Raw genomic sequence first — 19,981 nt, 5'->3', positions numbered from 1 at the left:
GGATTCGGGGTGCATGCCGGGCCTTTCTGTCTGCGACGGGCGGGTGGTCAGCCGACGGCGGCCAGGCCACCGAGACGCTCGCCGACCGGGGGCGGCGGCGCGGCCAGGTCGGCGAGCGCGAGCGTGCGGGAGCCGGTGCGGCGGGTCAGGGCGAGCGAGAACTGGTGGGCGGCGTGGACGGTGCGCTCGGGCAGCTGACCGGCCATCCGGGGCAGCGCCTCCCGGACGTCGTCCGGGACCTCGTGGCCCCGCCGCACCAGATGCCGCAGCACGATCTCGGCCAGCTCGTCGGTGCTGAACTCGGGCACCGACCACTGCTGGCCGAACACCTCGTTCACCTCGGGCACCGCGGCCCGCAGGCTCGCCAACGCCGGCTCCTCGCCGGTCAGCACCACCACCGGGTCGCCGAGCCGGGAGCGCATCTGCGCGACGAGCGCCTCGGCGATCTCCGGCGCCACACCGGACCCGTCGTCGGCGTAGTCGAGCTGGAGCACACCCCCGGCCGCGTCGTCGAGGACCGCGGCCACCAGGCTGGCCGCCTGGCCGGGCCACTGCGGCGCCAGCTCCCGGCGCGTGCTCACCCGCACCAGTTGGCCGACCGGCACCAGGCCCAGCTCCGACAGGCAGGCCGTGTAGAGCCGGGCGTACTCGCTGCGGCCGCTGCCGGCCGCGCCGCCGATCAGCACGTTTCCGGTACGGCCGGGGCCACGCCGGCGGTTGCGTCCCTCGCAGAGCCGCAACAGCGTCTGCCCGGCCGCCTCCTTCACCCGCTGCCCGCCGACCAGCCCGCAGATCCGCTTCCAGCTACGGGCCGCGTTGATCGCGCCGGTGGGGTCGGTCGCCGCGTCGGGCTGCTCACCGGGCTCGACCGGCAGGTCCTCCAGCAGCGCCAGCTCGGGCTCGACATCGGCGGCGGTGAGCCGGTTCAGCTCGTTGTCCTTCGTCGGCGGGTTGGCCGCCAGCCGGGACGCCTGGTTGTTGATCAGCGCCTCGAACAGCTTGCGGGCGACCCGGCCGTTGCCGAACGTCGCGTTCCTCGGCACCCGGGTGAAGTACGCGGTCAGCGCGTCCACCGCGTCGTCGGTCAACTCGTAGTAGTGCTTGCTGACCAGGTTCGAGGTGATGGTGACGAGCTCCCCGACCGAGTAGTTCGGGAACTCGATGGTGCGCGTGAAGCGGGACGCCATACCGGGGTTGGAGGCGAGGAACTGCTCCATCAGCTCGGAGTACCCGGCGACGATGACCACCAGTTCGTCGCGGTGGTCCTCCATCATCTTCATCAGCGCGTCGATGGCCTCCTGACCGAAGTCCGGGCCCGAGCCGCCCGAGCCGCTGGACAGCGTGTACGCCTCGTCGATGAACAGCACGCCGCCGAGCGCCTTGGTCACCAGCTCGGTGGTCTTGATCGCGGTGGAGCCGATGTACTGGCCCACCAGGTCGGCCCGCGCCGCCTCGACCATGTGGCCCTTGGACAGGATTCCCAGCTCCTTGAGCACGGAGCCGTAGAGGCGGGCCACTGTGGTCTTGCCCGTACCGGGCGGACCGGCGAAGACCAGGTGCCGGCTCATCGGCGGCATCGGCAGGCCCAGCTGGAGCCGCACCTGCGACATCTTGATCAGGTTGATCAGCGCGGTGACCTCCTGCTTCACCCCGCGCAGACCGATCAGCCCGTTCAACTGGCGCAACGGCTCGCTCAGCTCGTCGCCGCCGCTCCGCTCCGCCGTACCGCCGTCGCCGGCCGCCGGGACGGGCACCGGGCCGGGGACCGGCGGCGGCGTGGCCTGCTGACGGCCCACCGTCAGGGCCTCGGCGGTCACCGTGGCGCCGGGCGCCCGGCGCACGTCCTCGCCGCCGCTGTCGCGCACCACGCAGCGGGTGAGCGCGACCGGCTCCTCGGTGTCCACGCCGATCCCGGCCGCGCCACTGCCGAGCACCTCGCCGTCGGTGACGGAGCCTCGGGACCCCGCCTCGAAGACCACACCGTCCGCCCGGGCGTTGCGCACCCGGACCTGCGTCACTGTCGCCGAGCCGGTCACCCGCAGGCCGTCCCGGGCCGCGTCGGCGATCTCGCTGTCGCCCATCTGGAGAGCACCCTCGACGAGTACGCCGGAGCCCCGCAGCAGGGCCGCGCGCAGCGTCAGGTCGGCACCGGGGCCCACCCGCACGCAGGCGGCCCCCGTACCGGTGAAGCGGGCCTCCCGCACGACGGCCCGCGCGGGGCCGGTCAGCGTGAGCGCGGACGCGTCCCCGGCGTCGACGGCCAGGTCGGCGCCCTCCAGCGAGGCCCCGTCCTGGACCAGGAGCCCGGCGCCCGCGGTGATCTCGGCCCGCAGCCGCTGCATGACGACCGTCGACTCACCGGTGAGCATGGCGACGTGCTCCCGCGTGCCCCGGACCGTCAGCCCGAGGAAACGCGGAGCGCCGCCGCTGACCGCGACGCCGACCGGCGAGTCCAGGACGGTGCAGTCGGTGAAGGTCGGCCGCCCGGCGCCGAGCACCTGCACGGCGGTGTGCCCGGCCCCGCCGAACGTGCAGTTCCGGAACGACGGCGACGCGCCCTCGGCGATGTGCGCCGACTGCACCGCGGCGCCGGTGAACGTCGAGTCGCTGATCTGCACGTCAGCCTCGCCACGGACGAAGACGTCGACGTTCCCGCTTCCGGTGACGGTCAGGCCGCGGATGCGGGCCCAGGCCCGCTGCTCGACCACGAGAGCCGGCTTGCCCGCCCCGGCGATCTCGCACTGCTCGACGGTGAGCCGGGCGTCGCCGCCCACGCAGACGCTGTTCGCGCCGGCCGTCTGCAGGCGGCAGCGGCGCAGGGTCAGGGCGCTGCTCTCCCCCGCCACGACACTGCTCGTGGCGACGTCGTGGACGACAGTGTCCTCGATCGTGCTGGACCCGGCCGACATCACCACCACGCCCGCGCCGGCCGAGCTGGTCACGTCGCAGCCGCGCAGAGCCACAGTGCCCTGCATACGCGCCAGCAGTGTGACCCAGGAGGCGCCGCTGACCCGGCAGTCGTCCAGCGCCACCTCGCCCGCGTACACGTCGACGGCGGCCAGCGTGGCGTCGGCGCTGCCCAGCGTGATGCCGCGCAACTGGGCGCCCTCACCGCGGACGACGAGGACACTGCCCTCCTCCACGTGCACCTCGACGGTGCCGGGCTGGACCGCGCTGATCGTCACCCGGTCGCCGACCACCAGCTTCTCGACGTACCGGCCGGGGTGGACGTTGATGGTGGCGCCGGGCTCGGCCCGGGACAGCGCCGAGCCGATGGTCGGATAGGAGCCCGCCCTGCGGTCTCCCACCACGAGAACCTGCCGACTCACGGCGTCACCCCTTCCGGTCCAGTCCGGGCAGCACCCGGAGGCGGCCACGGGCCCCGGCACCGATCCGCTCCCGGGGCTCGGCCGTGGCCCACCGGTCGAGGCTGCGCCGCAGCGACGTGACCGCCAGCTCGTCGAGCGACACCCGGTTGGAGTCGACCCGGCCGGTGTCGTCGATCTCGTTGGCGCCGATCTCCCGCAGCAGGACCGCGCCGCGCTCGCCCGCCGCGGGCCGGCGCAGGTCCAGCACCTTGAAGTTCGTGCCCGGCAGGAACAGCACCCGGTCCTCGACGTGCTCGTCCCCCTCCGGCTCCAGCAGGCTGGTGCGGCGGGCCGTCATCGACCAGATCAGCACGTCGGTGTCGCCGTCCTCGGTCGCGCACGGCTGGGTGAGCGCGTTGACGAAGCTCCAGTCGGTGACCAGCCGGCGGTCCCGGTAGAGTTCCCACTCCCGGTCGGTCGGGGACAGCCGGTAGACGGTGGTCCCCCGGAAGGACGGCATCCGGGAGACCCCGGCGACCACGCAACGCGCGAACGGCACGTGCGGTCCCTTGCGGCCGGAACGCAGGCCGGCGTCGACGCCCGGGCCCCGGCCGGTCAGGTAGAGCCGAAGCGCGACCGAGTCGGCGAGCACGTCCTCCTTGGACACGCCGGACCCCTGCATGCCCGGGTGCTGCGACATGATCCGCGACACCGAGCTGGCCATCACGTCGAACTCGCGGCTGAGCGTACGGCGCAGCCAGGCCCGCTCGTCGGCGAGCCCTTTCTTCTCCGACAGCAGCGCGCCCGCGCCGGCGGAGGGCACCGGTTGCACCCGGGCCTCGGCGCTGTCCTCGGCCCTGTCGGCCGGCTCGGCTCCGTCGGTCGGCTCGGCCTCGCCGGACGGCACGGCCTCACCCGCCGCAGTGGCCGGCGCCGGTGCGAGGGCCGGAGCCGTCGGGGTGGGGATCGGGTCGACGGCGTGGACCGTCAGCGACGGCACAGCGGGCGCGACCGGTGGCGGCGTCGCGAGCGCCTGGCCGAAACCGGCCGGCATGGTAGGCGGCTCCGGCTCGCCGAAGCCGGCCGGCATGGTGGGCGGCTCGGGGACCGGGTACGCGGCGTCCTGGCCCCTTGCCGCCGTCGGCCCTGCCTCGGTGCGCGCGGTGTGCGCCGGCGGCTCGGCGCGGACCACCGGCTCGGTCTGCGCCACCGGCTCAGGCAGCCCTGCTCGCCCGGCCGGGCCCGACCCGGGCGGCTTGACCGGTCCGGGCGGCCCGACCGGCGTGACGGGCTCGACCATGGCGACCGGCTCGGGCAGCGCGGCCCGCCCGTCCTGGCCCGCCGACTCCCCTGATCCGCCGGAGATGACCGACCGGCCCGGAGTGTCCGGCCCGGCCGGGGCGGCCGGCAGCACCGGCGACGGGCCGGTGGCAGCGGACACGGCGGAGGTCAGGCCGGTGGCGGCCCGCTCGCCAGGGACGGCCGGCCGCACCGGCTCGACCGACGGCGGCACCACAGGCGGCGACGGCAGCTCCGACACGAGCGGCATCACGGGCGGCGACGGCAGGCCCGAGGCGAACGGCACCACAGGCGGCGGCAGCTCCGGCGCGTGCGGCACCGACGGCGGCACCGGCAGATCCGACGCGGAAGGCACCCACGGCGGCGCCGGCAGATCCGGCGTGGAGGTCGCCGACTGCGGCGCCGGCAACTCGGACGGGAACCGCACCACGGGAGGGGCCGGCAGCTCGGACGCCAACGGCAGCACGGGCGGAGGTGGCAGCGTGGGCGCCGCCGGGCCCACGGGCGCGACCGGACGCGGCACCACAGGCGGTGGCGGCAACGGGGGCGTGTTCGCGAGCAGGTCCGGCGCGGCGACCTCGCGCCCACCGCTCGGGGCGGGAACGGCGACCACCACGCTGTCGGCCGACACCGGGGCGACCGGCGCGGGCGGGGCCACCTCCACGTACGCCGGCATCGCAGCGGGGACGCCCACGGCGCGCGTCCCGGCCTCCAGGTCGACGACCACCTGCGCCGGGCTGGACGGCTTCGCGCCGGGTACGAGCACCGACGCCGACATCAGCGTCCGGCCCGTGCCCGCCATGCCGTCCACCCGTGCGGCCAGGTCGGCCGCCAGTTCCCGCATCCGCTCGGCGGCGGCGTGGACGGTGTCGTCGAAGACGAGCGTGCCGCTGCGGGCGTCGAGCATCGCGGCCCGGACCTGCTCGGCGTTCTTCGGCTCGGCGGTGGCCCGTACCCAGAGCCCGCTCTGCACCACCTCGACAACGGCGCCCGGGGCGAACCAGTAGACGCGGGGCGCGAGTTCCTCGGCGCCGGCCAGCGGCGGGCGGTGGCGCAGCACAGTGGGCCGGCGGGCCCGCGAGTTGGGGTGTGCCCGGGGCGAGTAGGACAGTTCCAGCGCGTACGGGGCCCAGCCGAACGCGCCGTCCGGCAGCACGGTGCGGATCTCGTACTTCTGCGGGCTGCCGATCGGCACGCCGGTGTAGCAGGTGACCTCGGTGTTGAGCAGGTCGGCGATCGCCTGGCCGAACGCCTCGCCCTCCGGCATGCGAACCTCGCCGAACTGCACGAAGCGCACCCGCTGCCGGTGCTCCTCGTCGAGCCCGCGCCAGAAGCGCACCACGTCGTCGAGTGACAGCGGTGGCGTCCCGGGGCAGCCCAGCAGCACCGACATGGTCTCCGCCTGGCACGGCACGTACGCGGTCAGCCGCCGCCGCTGCGGGTCGACCACCTGCGGGTCGCGGTTGCTGTGGATCCAGACCCCGGCCGGGATCGGCTCGATCTCGGCGACGGCGCTGGACGGCCGGGTGTCGACAGCGGCCCGGTCCCACGCCGGCGTCGGGTAGCGCTTGGCGTCCCAGGCCGGCGGGCGGCCGGGCCGGAACCGCACCCAGCCGCTACCCGGGACGGAGTGGACGAACAGCGTGCCGGCCGAGCCGCGTACCAGGTCGCCGTCCGGGGCGATGACAGTGCGGTTGAGCCGCTCGGAGAGCCACTGGCCGGCCATCGCCGCGGAGTTGCCGTGCCGGCCGCAGGCGACCAGGCGGATGCCCCGGCGGCGGCGCGGCAGCACTCCCGCCATCGACTCCCACGCGCTGATCGGCATGCCGTCGCCGAGGTCGAGCACGACGACGTCGTTCTCCGCGTCCTCGATCATGGACAGCGCCAGCGACTGCGCCTCGGGGCTGATCGCATCCTCGACGTGCACCACGAGGGCGTTGCCGACCGTGTGCTGCACGACGCCGCCGGGGCGGTCCTTGCCGCCGCCGAACAGGTCCCGGATCCGGGTCGCCATGGTCGACCTACCCCACTTCCGCGGCCGCGATGGCCCTCAGGCTCAGCGCCGGGCCCTGCGGCAGCAACGCGAGCAACTCCTTCGGGAAGGGCACGTGCGTGACCCGGTCGAGCTTCAGCGCCTTCGCCGAGTCCTGGTCGCCGACCGGGTACGCCTTTCCGTCGTCCGCGATGTACGTGGGCAGGGGCGGCACCGTGTCCGAGGCGAACGGCGCCGGGAGCACTGCCATGCCGCTGCCCGGCCGGGTGTGTACCGACGTCTGCCCGGCGGGGCCGACGCCGGAGCGGTCCAGCGGGACGAGGACGGCGGTGCTGGCGAACAGCGTGCCGTCCACGGCACTCTGCCGCAGGCACAGCGCGTTCGGGGCGGGCTCCTGCGGGGTCAGGCCGGTCAGGTCGGGCAGCCGGGTCAGCAGCGACCGGTCGGTCGACATACGCGCCGCGGCGAGGTCGGCGGCGGTCAACTCGACCACCTTCGCGCCGGTGGTGGCCGTGGCGAGCAGGAACTCGGTGCGGCTCAGCGGCGCCAGGCCGTCGCGGCGCAGCACCAGCAGCTGCTCCGCGCCGGTGTCGGGCTGCTGGCGGAACAGCGTGCCGACCGGGTACGTACGGTCGCCGACCCGGCCGGACTGGCCTTCGCCGGGGATCGTGGCCGGCGCCAGGGCCGGCCCGTCGGGCAGGAAGGCGAGCCAGTTCTCCGGCGCGGGCAGCCGGCGGGTCGTGGTGGCGCCGAGCGCGACGAGCACTGCCGGGTCGCCGACCCGGTACTTGCGCTCGGCGGTCACCAGGTAGGTCGGCCCGTCGGCGCCACGGACCACCACGAACCGGTCGGCCGGTACCGCAGTGGCTTCCGCGCGCGGGTCGAGGTTGAGGCCGAGCCGGTCGCCGGGGGTGTCGGCGACCGAGCCGGGCAGGCAGGCCAGCCACGGCCCGGCGACCATCGAGCCGGTGGCGATCGACTGCGGCGCGCCGTCGATGCCGATCGACGGTCCGCGCGGTACGTCCTTGATCGACTCCTGGGAGATCAGCTTCACGGTGGCCGCGCCGCCCTGGATCAGCATGGCCGAGGTGAGGTTCGGCGTCGGCCGCAGCATCCCGTCGAGGTAGACGTACCTGGTGCCGCTCTCCTTCTCCACCAGGATCACGCCGGCCTTGGTGTACGCCTTGCTGCCGCCGGGCACGATCCAGCCGTAGACGGCGAACCCGGCCACGACCAGCACGCTGATGAGCACGCCGAAGGCCAGGCCGGTGACGGCGCGCCGGCCGGGGATCTCCGCCGTCGACGGGTCGCCCTGCACCAGGGCGGAACTGAGCCGGCCCATCATGAACTGGTGGGCGTGCACATGGTCGCGCTGGGTCTGCACGGTCGGCTACCCGAACAGTCCGCGGGCCCAGGCGTAGAGCCCCAGCACCTGGGCGAGCACCGGCAGCACGGCCAGCCCGGTGGCGACGTCCAGCCCGCCCGCGGTGTACTCCCAGAACGGCAGCATTCGCCGCGGCCACGGCCGCAGCGCGGCCATCACCAGCGGGACCAGGAGGGCGACGAGCCCGCCGAGCAGGACGTACCGGCCGGCCGGGGCGAGCGTGTCGGAGAACATCAGGGCCACCATGAGGTAGCCGACGGTACCGGCCGCCACCAGGGCGATCCGCTGCCAGAAACCGAAGAAGGTACGCGAGCGCAACAGGATTGCACTCGATGTCACGAGCACCAGGGTCCACCCGGACCAGCCCGGGACCTGCATGGTGTGGTGCAGCAGGACCGGCAGGACCAGCGCGGAGGCGGTCATGCAGGCGGTCAGGTAGGTGTCCGCCTCGTCGGCCCGGGCCTTGACCAGGTCGGAGTCCTCCGGCTCGATGTCGTAGGACATGTCGGCGCCGGTCTTGGGCAACTGCGGTCCGCGCAGCCGGGCCAGTTTCACCGCCGCCCGGGGCGCGATCACGATCAGCACGAGGATCACCGAGACGGCGACGGCGGAGACCTCCGGCGCGGTGAGCTGGAAGCCGGCGCCGGCCAGCAGCACGAGCACCACCATCGCGGCGGTCAGCGCGACGATCAGCAGCGGGGCGAACGGCATGACCGGCGTGACCGTACGCTGCGCGACGAGCAGGAACGCGGTGACCGCGACGATCGCGACGGCCGCGGCCAGCGCGGCGTCGGCGTTCCAGGCGACGCCGTCGGGGTCGCCGTCGACGGCGCTGGACGCGGCGACCGCCGCGAAGAACGCCGCGCCGCCGCCGAACAGCAGCGGGAACGCGCCGTCGGTCTGCTGGCGCGCGCTGACCATAGCGGCGGTGAACAGACCGGCCGCGAGCACCGCGCCGCCGATCACCTGGGGCAGCACCGGGCCGCGATCGACGAGTACGGCGGCGAGCAGCCCCATCGCCACCAGGGAGAGCACCAGGAACAGCACCCGGCGGTACTCCGGCTGCCACCGGTCCGCGCGCCGGTTCACCACAGTGGCGACGCCCTCGGCCAGATCGTCGAAGTCGAGTTCGGGCAGCGGATCCTCGGCCGGGCGCAGGTGCAGCTCCTCGCCCTCCAGCCAGTCCAGGCTCTCCGGCGTGCCGGACAGCTCGAACGGCGCCTGGCCGAGACGTTGCAGCACCCACGACTCGTCCGGCACGTCGCCGTCCGGGACCCGGGCCAGGTCGGTGGTGTGCCGCACGAGCAGCGGCATCAGGTTCGCCACCGGCATCCGGGCCGGCACGGCCAGGTCGGCCCGGCGGGCCGGCCCGACCACGGTGATCCGGCACAGTTGGTCGTCAAGCGCTGCGCTCACCAGCGAGCCTCTCTCATCGGGCCGTGTCCGACACGAAACCGGTCTGCATCAGACGTACGCCGCGCCGGGTGACGAGCTGGGCGCGCCCGGGCGGCAGTTGGCGGGCCTTCGCCTCGCCGAGGAACTTGCCCTCCTCCTTCGGGTAGGAGAAGAGCGCGGCGGGCGTGCCCAGCTCCCACATCCGCCGGATCACCGGGTCCATCATGGCCCGCATCGCGCCGGAGGTGCTCCGGGCCACGATCACGTGCAGGCCGATGAAGGTGCCCTGGGCCAGCAACGGCAGGAGCGGGTCGAGCGTCGAGCCCATCCCGGTGCCCTTGGTCATCAGGTCGTAGTCGTCCACGATGACGAACAGCTCCGGCCCTTCCCACCAGTCGCGCTTGCGCATCCGCTCCGACGAGACGTCCGCCCCGGGCAGCCGCCGGTTCATCGAGACCGACGTCTGGCCGGCCAGCTCGAACATCTTGTCGCCGGTGAACGCGAAGCCCACCTGGTACGCGGCGCCGATCGCGGTGTCCAGGTCGCGGCGGGAGTCGCCGAGCACGACCTTCGCCCGCTCCGGCGGGTAGTGCTGCTGGATGGCCCGCAGCACGAGCCGGAGCATGTTGGTCTTGCCGGTCTCGCTGTCGCCGAACACCAGCATGTGCGGGGTGGCCATGAAGTCGTGCCAGACCGGGGCGAGACGCTGCTCGTCCTGGCCGATGACGACCTTGAACTCGGACTCGGGCGGCGGCAGCGTCTCGACCATCAGGTGCGCCGGGAGCATCCGTACCGGCGGGGCGGTCGGACCGGGCCAGAACGTGCTGATCTCCTCGACCACCGACTTGGTCGCCTCGGCCAGGTCGCCCACCGCGGAGCTGCCGTCCATCCGGGGCAGGGCGGCCAGGAAGTGCAGCGCGCCCTCGGTCAGGCCGCGGCCGACCTGGCTCGGCACCGTGGCCGCCTTGCGGGAGCCGTGCTCGGACTCCATCGCGTCGCCGAGCCGCAGCTCCAGCTTGGTGCCGAGCAGGTCCCGCATCCAGGTACGCAGCTCCGACCAGCGGGTAGCGGTGACGATCACGTGCACGCCGAACGACAGGCCGCGCGAGGCGAGCTCCTGGAACTTCTGCTCCAGTTCCTGGAAGTCCTGCTTCATCGTGTACCAGCCGTCGATGACCAGGAAGACGTGCCCGAAGCTGTCCTCGATCACCCCCTCGGCGACCTTTGCGAGGTAGCTGGACATGGAGTCGAGCCCGTGCCGGGCGAACTCGGCCTCGCGCTTCTCCATGACCTGGAGGACCTCTTCGACGGTACGGACGACGCGGTCGCGCTCCATCCGCGTCGCGATCGAGCCGACGTGCGGCAGGCCGGAGATCGAGGCGAGACCGCCACCGCCGAAGTCGAGGCCGTAGAACTGCACCTCCCGGGGCGTGTTCGCCAGCGACAGCGCGAGGATCAGGCTGCGCAGCAGCGTCGACTTGCCGCTCTGCGGCGCGCCGGCGATGCCGACGTGGCCGTCCGCGCCGTTCAGGTCCACCACCAGCAGCTCGCGCAACTGCTCGGCGGGCCGGTCCACCACGCCGACCGGCACCCGCAGACCGCCCTGGACCTGCGGGTCGTCGATGGTCATGCCGCGGACCGGGTCGGGCAGCACGCTCGGCATCAGCGAGTCCAGGCTGGGCGCGCTGGACAGCGGCGGCAACCAGACCTGGCGGGCCGGCGGGCCGGAGCCGGCGAGCCGGTCCAGCAGCACCTCGACCAGGCTCGGCCCGCCGGCGTCCACGGCGGGCTCCTCGGCCTGCTCGACCGGGCGGTCCCGGCCGGGGTCGTGGCGCGCGGCGACCTGCCGGGTGGTGAACGGCACCACGTCGGCGGTCAGCTCGTCGTCGGCGTCGACGACGCCGCTGAGGCGGCCGCTTCCGGTGTACGCGCCGGAGACGTACGCCGCCTTGAAGCGCACCAGGTTCGTGGTGTCGACCTTCAGGTAGCCGTTGCCGGGCTCGGGCGGCAGCTCGTACGCCGCGCCCACGCCGATGACCGACCGGGACTCCATCGAGGAGAACGTGCGCAGCGCCAGCCGGTAGGACAGGTGTCCCTCGACCCGGTTGATCCGCCCCTCGTCCAGGCGCTGCGAGGCGAGCAGCAGGTGCACGCCGAGCGACCGGCCGAGGCGGCCGATGGAGACGAACAGGTCCATGAACTCGCTCTTGCTGGACAGCAGCTCGCTGAACTCGTCCACGATGATCAGCAGCACCGGGAAGGGCACGAGCTGCGCGCCGTTGCCGCGCGCCTTCTCGTAGTCGAACAGCGAGGCGTAGCCGCTGGCGCGCAGCATCTCCTGCCGCCGGGTCATCTCGCCGTTGAGCGCGTCCTGCATCCGGTCGACAAGCGGCAGCTCGTCGGCCAGGTTGGTGATCACCGCCGAGGTGTGCGGCAGCTTGTCCATGCCGAGGAACGTGGCGCCGCCCTTGAAGTCGACGAGCACCAGGTTGAGGATCTCCGAGCTGTGCGTCGCGGCGAGGCCGCAGACGAGGGTACGCAGCAGCTCCGACTTGCCCGAGCCGGTGGCGCCGATGAGCAGCCCGTGCGGTCCCATGCCGCCCTGCGCGGACTCCTTCAGGTCCAGCTCGATGACCTCACCCTCCTCGGTGACGCCGATCGGCACCATGAGGCGGTTGCGCTGCGGGGTCCGGGTCCGCCACAGCGCCTGCACGTCGAAGGTCATCGCGTCGCGGATGCCGAGTAGCGTGGTCAGCTCGAAGCTGGTGTCCAGCGGCTCGTCGGAGACGTCCAGGGTGCCGCTGGTCCGCTTCGGCGCGATGATCCGCGCGAGCGCCTCGCACTGGGTCTCGTCGAGCCCGTCACGCTTGGCCGTGCCGGTCGTCGCGCCGGCCGGGAACTCCACCACGTCGTCGGTGACGGTGAGCCGCAGCACCTTGGGGCCGCCGGGCATCGCGCCGGTCAGGTCCAGCAGCACCACGTTGCGGATGCCCGCGCCGAGCAGGCGGGAGCTGTCCGGCAGGTCCACCAGGTGCGCGACGATCACCAGGAACGGCTCGCTCGTGGTCGGCCTGACGGCCCGGTCGTGGTCGCCCCGGTCGGTGATCTCGGGGCCGAGGATGTCCATCAGCGCGTCGTGGCTGCCGGCGAACATCCGGACCGGGCCCGCCGCGTCGTACGCCGTGGGGTGCGCGTTGTGCGGCAGCCACTTGACCCACTCCCACGGGCCCCGGTGCACCTCGGCGGCGAGCACGGCGATCCGCAGCTCGTCCGGGGCGTGGAAGGTGGCGAGCTGCGCCACCATGGCGCGGGCCAGGTCGATGGCCGGGTCGACGGCCCCCTCGAACTCGACGCTGGTGAAGCTCGGCAGGCCGACGGAGGTCGGGATGCCCGACACCGTGCGGTACGCCTCGGAGAAGCGCCGCAGCGAGATCGACGACAGCGGTTCCAGATCCTCGATCGGCTTGGTGGAGGGCGGGTTGAACTTCAGCATCGCGGCCTGCCGGCCGAGACCGATGCGGACCCGGCCGAAGTCGTCGTGGCTGGGCCGCCGCTCCCACAGCCGGCTGCCCATCGCGATCGACCAGAGCCAGCCCGGCTGCGGGTTGTTCCACAGGACGTGCCGGCGCTGCTGGTCGGCCGCGTCGCGGGCCTGCTTGCGCAGCTGCCCGATGTAGCGCAGGAAGTCGCGCCGCTCGCCGCGCATCTTGCGTTTGCGCTCGGAGGCCGCCCGGCCGATCTGCATGACGCCCATGAGCAGCATGCCGCCGGCCATCGCGCCGCCCATCACGTACATGATCGGGGCGCGGTTGTAGAGGCCGAACATGGCGAGCATCGCGCCCATGCCGAGGCCCATCGGCACGACCATCGCGAACGAGCGGAAGTCGAGGGGGGCCTCCTCGGCCATCAGCGGCGGCTCCTGGAGCTCGATCGAGCCCTCCGGCGCCTCCGGACCGGTGGCGCGGGGCGGGCGCTTGACGGTGACCGTACTCATCCGAGCCTCTCCACCCCGGCGTCGTCGCCGCCCCAGGCGGTGTTCTCCTGGCGCAGCAGCTTCACGGCGTACCGGTCGTTGCGGTAACGCTCGGCCACCTTGACGTCGTCGTCCTCCTCGGCCTGGCGCTTCTTCTCCTTCTCCGCCCGCTCCTGCTCCTCCTTGCGGCGGCGGTCCTGCTCGGCCCAGAACGCCTCGGCGCGCTCGGCCTCCTCCTTCTCCGCCGTGGCGAGCGCCTCCATGAACTCCGCGTCGCCGGCCCCGGGCTCGCCGCACCGGCGCATCTTGTCCAGGTCGGCGCCGAAGAAGTCGAACGTGCCGTCGACCGGCCGGGGCGCCTTCGTGGGCGCGACCCGCCGCCACACGGCACGCCGCGGCCCCGGTGTGTCGGACATGGTCACCTTTCCGTGCCCTGGTCGGCGGGCGCGCCGGTCAGCCAGTCGGCGTCGCTGAGGTCGTCCCACCCGGCCTTGTCGTCCGGGTCCTCGTCCGGCCGGACCAGCGGGACGTGGTCGTCGGCGGAGTGGTGGCGGGTGTCGTCGTCGCCCCAGACGGCGTCGTCCTCGCGCAGCCCGGCGGTGCTGTCGGCGCCGTCCGCGGGCTCCCGGTCACCGTCGCGTCCGGAGCGACGCCGCAGCGCACCGGCCCGGGCCGGGTCGTCGGGGCCGCCCGGCTGAGGACCCCGGCCGGCGAGACCGGCCACGACGGCGGCGCCCGCCGGCCCGAGCGCCCCGGGGAGCACGACGGTCTCGACGTCCGCCACCGGGACGCCGCCGCCGGTCCTGCGGCGTGTCCCGTCCGGGTCTCCGCCGTCCGCCTGACCGGTGGGCGGCTCCACCGCCGTCGGCACCTCCACCACAGTGGGTGGCGCGACCACCTCGGCCACGGACGCGCCCGGCGGCTCGGCGCCGTCGGTCTCGCGCGACTCCCCCACCACGTCCGCGTCCGGCGAGCCACCCTCCGGCCCGGCCGGGATCCGGTCGGCCCCGCCCGGCCGGACCGGCCCGGACACGCCGGGCCTGCCCGCGGGTGGGGTTCCGGCGGGCACGTGGCCGCCCGCCGGGCCGGGCGTCGGCGGCAGCGTCCCGACGGCCACCGGCATCGTCTCCGTCCGGCCGGGCAGGGTCGCCTCGGGTACGACCACCCCGCCGGTGGACGAGTCACCGGCGAGCGGCGGCGGCACGTCCGGCGTCGACCGGACCGGCTTCTCCAGCCCCGCGCCGCCCGCTCCCGTGCCCGACGGCGCGTCCGGCGCTGCCGTGTCCGGGGCGGACGGGCTCCAGTCGCCGGGATCCGCCTCGATCAACTCGGAGGCGTCCGGCGCGTCCGGCACGCCACCGGCGGGTGTACCCGCGCCGGGAGCGCCCGGCGCTCCGGGCATCATCGGCATGCCGGCGCCGGCCGGCGCCGTGGCCACCGGCGATTCGACACCGACGTCCGGACTCACTGGTGACACGGCGGGAAGCTGCGGCCCGTCGACGCCGCCGAGCCCGTCGCCACCGGCCGGAGCGCCGCCGGACCCGTCCGGCACACCGGCGTCGACGCCGGGCCGCCAGTCGTCGGCGTCGCCGCTGACCAGCCCTCCGGCGTCGGGCGACTCGGTCGCGCCGGGACTGTTCGCGCCGCCCGCGGGGCCCGGCATGCCGGGCATGGCCGGCATCGGCGCGCCCAGCCCGGCGCCGCCGGACGACACGCCGGCCGGGGCACCGGGAACCTGCACGCCGTCGAACCCGGGCGACTGCCAGTCGGCCGCGTCCCCCTGCACCAGACCCTTGGCGTCCGGCGCCTCGGGAACGCCGGGCGCGCCACCGCCACCGGCGCCGGGAGCACCGGCGCCGGGCATGCCCGGCATCATCGGCGACTGGAAACCGCCACCACCGGGCACCGCGCCACCGGGGGCGGCCGGGATGTCCACGCCGCTGATCGCGCCGGGAGTGAAGTCCTTGCCGTTGCCCAGCAGCCCGTTCGCGTCCGGTTTCTCCGGCAGGCCAGGGCTACCGCCGGCGCCGTTGCCGACGCCGCCGGGTGAGCCGAGTCCCGGAACGCCGGGCGGGGTGAACCCACCGCCGGCGGTGCCCCCGCCGACTCCGCCCCCGGGCTTCGGACCGCCGACCTCGCCCGGACCGGAGAACGACGGCGGCTTCACCGAACCGCCGCCGGCCGAGCCGCCGCCGAGATTCGCCGAGCCGGGTGGCTTGATGCCCGGCGGCACGACCGCGGGGAACCCGCCCGGGACGCCGCCACCGCCGAGACCACCGCCGCCCCCGCCGATGCCGCCCGGGCCGTTGAACACCGGGGCGTCGAATCCGGGCAGTCCGCCGCCGGCGCCACCTCCGCCCGGGGTGGGGCCACCGATCTCACCCGGGCCCGAGAACGACGGTGGGGTGATGTTCCCCGGACCCTGGCCGGGACCCGGGCCGCCGATGCCGCTGAGGTTCGGCGGCGTGATCGTGGGGACGGTGATGTTCGGCGGCGCGGTGAAGGGCGCGGTGGTGATGCCGCCGATGGAGGGCGTGGTGAACACCGGCGGGGTGAGCGTCGGGGGTGCCGACAGGTTCATCGTGGTGATGTTCTGCGTCGGGAACGGCGACGTCGTCGGCATGCTGATGCTGGGCGTCGGCATGGTGACCCCGGCCGTCTTCGCCTTGTCGGTGGTGATCCGGTACTGCTCGGCGACCGTGTGGACGACCTCGGCCATCTGCTGCGCCATCGGCTTCTCGTACTCGGTGCCGCTGATCGGCACCGGGCCGCTGCCGCTGCCGACGCCGTTCTGGGAGGCGATCGTCGCCCAGGCGCCGTCCAGGTAGGCGATCGTCTGCTGGGCCCAGGAGAGGTGGTTGGCGGCGTCGTAGAGCTGCGACGGCAGCGACGTGAGGTTCGGCGAGGAGTTGACGGCGTTCGCCGCTGTGGTGGAGTCCGGAACCTTGCCGCCGGCGAGGTGCTCGGCCTGCTTGCCGAGCAGGTCCGCGTAGAAGTTCATCTTGTCGCGGAACGCGCTGGCGGCGGGCCCCTTCCACGCCTTCTCGTCACCGACCATGGAGGCGACAGCGGTACGGAGGGTCTGTTCCAGCCAGATCAGCAGATCCTGCGTCGCCTGAAAGGCCCGGGCCGCCTCGACCACCGACGCGACGTTGACGCGCGAGGCGGCGTACTGCAGTCCCGCCTCGCTGAACACCGCGGCGCCGCCGTTGACCGCGGCCTCGAGCTTTCGCCAGCCCCGGGTCTCGGTCGCCCAGGTCCGGTAGTCGTACAGGTCACCGACGGGAATTACCTTCGGCGGGAAGGTTCCTGCCTCCTCCGCCGGGTCGTTCCACCCGTCGAGTTTGCTCTCACCGAGACCGTTGCCCATGCCCCGTCCCTCTTCGCGAGCGGCGAGAGCCGCTCGCCCGCGCTAGTTGCCGTCGGTCTTGATGATCTTCTGGCCGTACGTGCTCAGGTTGTCGAGGCCCTTGAAGGAGTCACCCATGACCTCGGTGAGCTTCTCCGTGGTCAGCGAGTTCAGCTCTTCGAGGTTCTTGTACTGGGCGGCCATCTTCAGCAGGGCGTGCTGCACGGCGAGGAGGGCCGTGTTCATGTCGACGAGCATGTCCTTCGTGTCGCCCTTGACGCCGCCGTCCTGGGCGGTCGCCCCGACCACCGCCTGCCGCAGCACCTCCGCGCGGGCGAACGCGCCGGGCCGCGGGTCGACCGCGTTCAACTGATCCACAGTGGTGAGTAGGACGTTCCCGGGACCGGTGATCCGGCCCAGCACCTCGTTGGCGAACCACTCCAGCGCGGCGGTGTTCACGGCCACGCCACTGGTCGAGGCGGTGTCACCCTTGAACGTCGGATTGATGCCCGGCGGGGTGAAGCCCGAGTTCGTCGGAGTCTTCGTCTCGTCGATCCAGTCGGGCTTGTCCGTGAACGCGGGCGGCTTCACGTTCGACGGGTCGGTGATGTTGGCCTTGTACTCCTTGACGAGGTTCCGCCAGCCGTTGATGTCGAGGACGTTCTTGTCGTACCACTCGCGGGCTTCGATCCACTCCGGGTGCTCGGCGCGAACCTCGTTCTTCCACCCTTCGAGGTTCACCCCCGTGCCGTACCGGCTGTTCCTGCCGTGCTCGTGGTAGTAGGCCATCCAGGAGTCGTACGCCGCCTGAGTGGTGCCTTCCGGCTTCCCGATGGCGGCGTCGCCCATGCCGTAGGCGTTCATCGCGGCGATGGCTTCGGGGCTGGCGTATCCCCAGTCAATGCGGGCCAAGGAACTCACTCCACTCGGTTGTCGACGGCGGGACGAAGGCGCAGACCCCAGCGGCCCGGGTCGTCTAGCTCACCGGGCCGGGGACGGACGACGGAGACTGCCGCACCGCGTCCGCGGCAGCCGCCCGGCGGATCAACCGCCGCGGACGTCGTTCCAGATCATGGCGTGGCGCTGCTCGGTGGTGCCGTAGTTGTCCGAGATCCGCAGCAGCGTCTGCCGGGCCTGCTCCAGGTAGCCCACCATCGAGTCGGCCGCCTGGTTCCAGGCCGCCTTCGAGACGTGGTACTGCTGCTGGGCGGCGCCGGTCCACTCGGCGAGGCTTGCCTCGACCGTGCGCTCCATCTCCTCCAGCGACGTCTGGATCTGGCCGTTGATGCGGTGCATGTCGGTCAGCACGGCGTCTGCCTGCACGAAGTCGAAGGTGTAGTTGGACACGTCAGTCCTCTCGGGAGATCAGGGGATCGGGGGTACGGCTCAGATGCCCGGCAGGGCCGCGCCGAAGGAGTTGGCCACGCTCGACGCCTCGTCCTCGGCCGCCTGGTAGCCCTTGGTGGTCACGCCCATGACCTCGAGCATGTTCAGCAGCTCGTTGATCACCCGCTGGAACGCGTTCTCCCAGTTGTCCATGGCCTGGTTGAAGCCCTGCGACGCCTGGCCGGTCCAGGAGGAGATCAGGACGGCCATCTGCCCGTTGACCGCGCGCAGCTGGCCGGTGAATTCGGTGGCCTTGTCGGAGAACTCCTGGGCAGCCCGCTGCATACCCGCTTCGGTGGTGCTGACGGTCGGCATCGTCACGGCCGGACTCCTCATGTCAGGGAAAGGTGGCAGGGAAGAGTGTTTATGCGCCGCCCCGTGCGGGCGCAACTCCGTCGCGCCGCCATGTCCGAACGTCACCCAACATTGCACGGCAGCGCCCCCGCGCCCGGCGGCCACGGCCGGGAGGCCGGGAAAAGTGGTTGCACTTTCATGCACTGATCCCCGATCCGAGTTCCGGCCGCCGGACCGGCGCGTCTTCACTGGAGCGCGCGACGTCGAGGGAGTGGTCCGGCTTGAACTACAGCGAGCGCATCGAAGGCCTGTTCCAGGAGTACGAGCGGCAGCGCAACAGCCTCACGGAGATGCAGACCCGGATGAGCGCGCTCTCGGCCACCGCGTCGTCGCCGCGGCGCGAGGTGAGCGTCACCGTGGGCCAGAACGGCGTGCTGACCGACATCCAGTTCCCCTCGGGCGCCCACAAGCGGCTCACCACCGCCGACCTGACCCGGCTCATCCTCGACACCTACGCCGACGCCAAGGAACAGGTCATGAACCAGGCGGCCGACCTGCTGGCGCCGATGCTGCCGGACGGTCTCGACGCCCACAAGCTGGTCCGGGGCCAGGCCGGCGCCGAGGCGTTCCTGCCGAAGGAGCCGCGCATGGTGACGAGCGTGCGGGAACTCCTGACCCGGGGACCCGAATGATCAGCAACAATCCCGGCGGCCGGCTGTGGGTCGACCCGGACGGTGTGGAAGGGCTCGGCAAGGCGTACGAGTCGCACGTCCAGCTCTACGAGAGCTACCTCGCCCAGGTGACCGCGCTGCGCGCCCGGTACTCCAACGCCTGGGGCGACGACGACATGGGCAAGGAGTTCTCGGAGAAGTTCCTGCAGGGCATGGACAACCTCGAAGCGATCATCGGCGGCGTCAAGGGCACCCTGCACTACACCGCCGAGGGCCTGAAGGAGAGCGGCCGGGCGTACCGCGAGGCCGACGAGGCCGCCGCCGACGTCAGCCGGATGTTGGCCAAGGACTTCGACGGCCTGCGGCGCCCCGCGTACCCGATCCGGGCGGCGGTCACCGGCGACGTGCCGGAACCTGCCGCGGAGGGTGAGCCGCGCCGACCTCATCTGCTGTCCCGCCGCCGGGCGGTCGGCGAGCCGGTCGCCGAGCAGGCCGGGCTCGTCGCGCGGCAGCAGGGCACGCCGCTGCTGCCGGTGAAGCCCGCCGAGCCGCTGATCCCGCTCACCGCCGCCCAGCCGGCCATCTCGTCCTACTTCTCCAAGCCGGAGTACGCGTCCGCGCACGTCGGCGGCCGGCCGCTGCCCGACGGGTACCGGCTGATCGCGCTCAACCCGTTCGAGGACGGCAGCACCCGGGTGGACGCGAACCTCTACGACTCGATCACCCCGCTGGCCGGAACGCCCGTCACCACCCCGGACGGCAGGGCGATCGATCCCGGACAGGGCCGGTTCTTCGTCGTCAAGGAGAACCCGGTCGCCGACCCCACCGTCCCCGGCTACCAGCCGCTATACCTGAGCTACGCGCCGGACGGCACGCCGACACCGATCATCCCCGGCGTCTGAGCCACCACCACCCGCCGCCGGTAGGAC

Annotated in this window: 12 protein-coding genes; 2 read left to right on the top strand and 10 right to left on the bottom strand. The window is 73.3% G+C overall.

What is annotated here, in order from left to right; translation table 11 throughout:
- Positions 1–47 precede the first annotated feature (47 nt).
- The 10 genes from FHU28_RS16655 to FHU28_RS16610 all read right to left on the bottom strand — a co-directional run bounded on the left by FHU28_RS16655 (position 48) and on the right by FHU28_RS16610 (position 18,408).
- Positions 48–3,329, bottom strand: a complete 3,282-nt coding sequence (locus FHU28_RS16655; protein WP_311773600.1) for a right-handed parallel beta-helix repeat-containing protein — start codon at positions 3,327–3,329, stop codon at positions 48–50.
- Positions 3,330–3,333: 4 nt separating this feature from the next.
- Positions 3,334–6,621 carry a hypothetical protein gene (locus tag FHU28_RS16650; protein WP_184685230.1) on the bottom strand — a complete coding sequence of 1,096 codons (3,288 nt, stop codon included), beginning with the start codon at positions 6,619–6,621 and terminating at the stop codon, positions 3,334–3,336.
- Between the two features lie 7 nt (positions 6,622–6,628).
- The gene (gene eccB / locus FHU28_RS16645; RefSeq protein ID WP_184685228.1) at positions 6,629–7,984 is read right to left on the bottom strand and encodes a type VII secretion protein EccB; all 1,356 of its coding nucleotides are present in this window, start codon (positions 7,982–7,984) and stop codon (positions 6,629–6,631) included.
- Positions 7,985–7,990: 6 nt separating this feature from the next.
- On the bottom strand, positions 7,991–9,400 hold the full coding sequence (gene eccD, locus FHU28_RS16640) for a type VII secretion integral membrane protein EccD (RefSeq protein WP_184685226.1): 1,410 nt from the start codon (positions 9,398–9,400) through the stop codon (positions 7,991–7,993).
- Positions 9,401–9,413: 13 nt separating this feature from the next.
- On the bottom strand, positions 9,414–13,409 hold the full coding sequence (gene eccCa / locus FHU28_RS16635; protein ID WP_184689618.1) for a type VII secretion protein EccCa: 3,996 nt from the start codon (positions 13,407–13,409) through the stop codon (positions 9,414–9,416).
- Positions 13,370–13,768 carry a hypothetical protein gene (locus FHU28_RS16630; protein WP_184685224.1) on the bottom strand — a complete coding sequence of 133 codons (399 nt, stop codon included), beginning with the start codon at positions 13,766–13,768 and terminating at the stop codon, positions 13,370–13,372. The genes eccCa and FHU28_RS16630 overlap by 40 nt, the downstream gene beginning before the upstream one ends.
- Before the next feature lie 2 nt (positions 13,769–13,770).
- Entirely contained in the window at positions 13,771–16,722 is a 2,952-nt protein-coding gene (locus tag FHU28_RS16625; protein ID WP_184685222.1) for a hypothetical protein, read from the bottom strand.
- Positions 16,723–16,764: 42 nt separating this feature from the next.
- The gene (locus FHU28_RS16620; RefSeq protein ID WP_311773599.1) at positions 16,765–17,622 is read right to left on the bottom strand and encodes a hypothetical protein; all 858 of its coding nucleotides are present in this window, start codon (positions 17,620–17,622) and stop codon (positions 16,765–16,767) included.
- 123 nt (positions 17,623–17,745) lie between these two features.
- A complete protein-coding gene (locus tag FHU28_RS16615) occupies positions 17,746–18,048 on the bottom strand; it encodes a WXG100 family type VII secretion target (RefSeq protein WP_116510285.1) in 303 nt (100 codons plus the stop codon).
- Between the two features lie 39 nt (positions 18,049–18,087).
- Positions 18,088–18,408, bottom strand: a complete 321-nt coding sequence (locus FHU28_RS16610) for a WXG100 family type VII secretion target (RefSeq protein ID WP_073829923.1) — start codon at positions 18,406–18,408, stop codon at positions 18,088–18,090.
- 254 nt (positions 18,409–18,662) lie between these two features.
- On the opposite strand from FHU28_RS16610, the gene FHU28_RS16605 reads away from it, so the two are divergent.
- Together FHU28_RS16605 and FHU28_RS16600 are read left to right on the top strand one after the other, a co-directional pair.
- Positions 18,663–19,073, top strand: a complete 411-nt coding sequence (locus tag FHU28_RS16605) for a YbaB/EbfC family nucleoid-associated protein (RefSeq protein ID WP_184685218.1) — start codon at positions 18,663–18,665, stop codon at positions 19,071–19,073.
- On the top strand, positions 19,070–19,954 hold the full coding sequence (locus FHU28_RS16600; protein ID WP_184685216.1) for a WXG100 family type VII secretion target: 885 nt from the start codon (positions 19,070–19,072) through the stop codon (positions 19,952–19,954). Before FHU28_RS16605 ends, FHU28_RS16600 begins: the two co-directional genes overlap by 4 nt.
- The last annotated feature ends 27 nt before the right edge of the window (positions 19,955–19,981 follow it).

The organism is Micromonospora echinospora (assembly GCF_014203425.1).
In the GTDB taxonomy this organism is placed as follows: domain Bacteria; phylum Actinomycetota; class Actinomycetes; order Mycobacteriales; family Micromonosporaceae; genus Micromonospora; species Micromonospora echinospora_A.
This window is presented reverse-complemented; position numbering and strand designations above follow the sequence as displayed.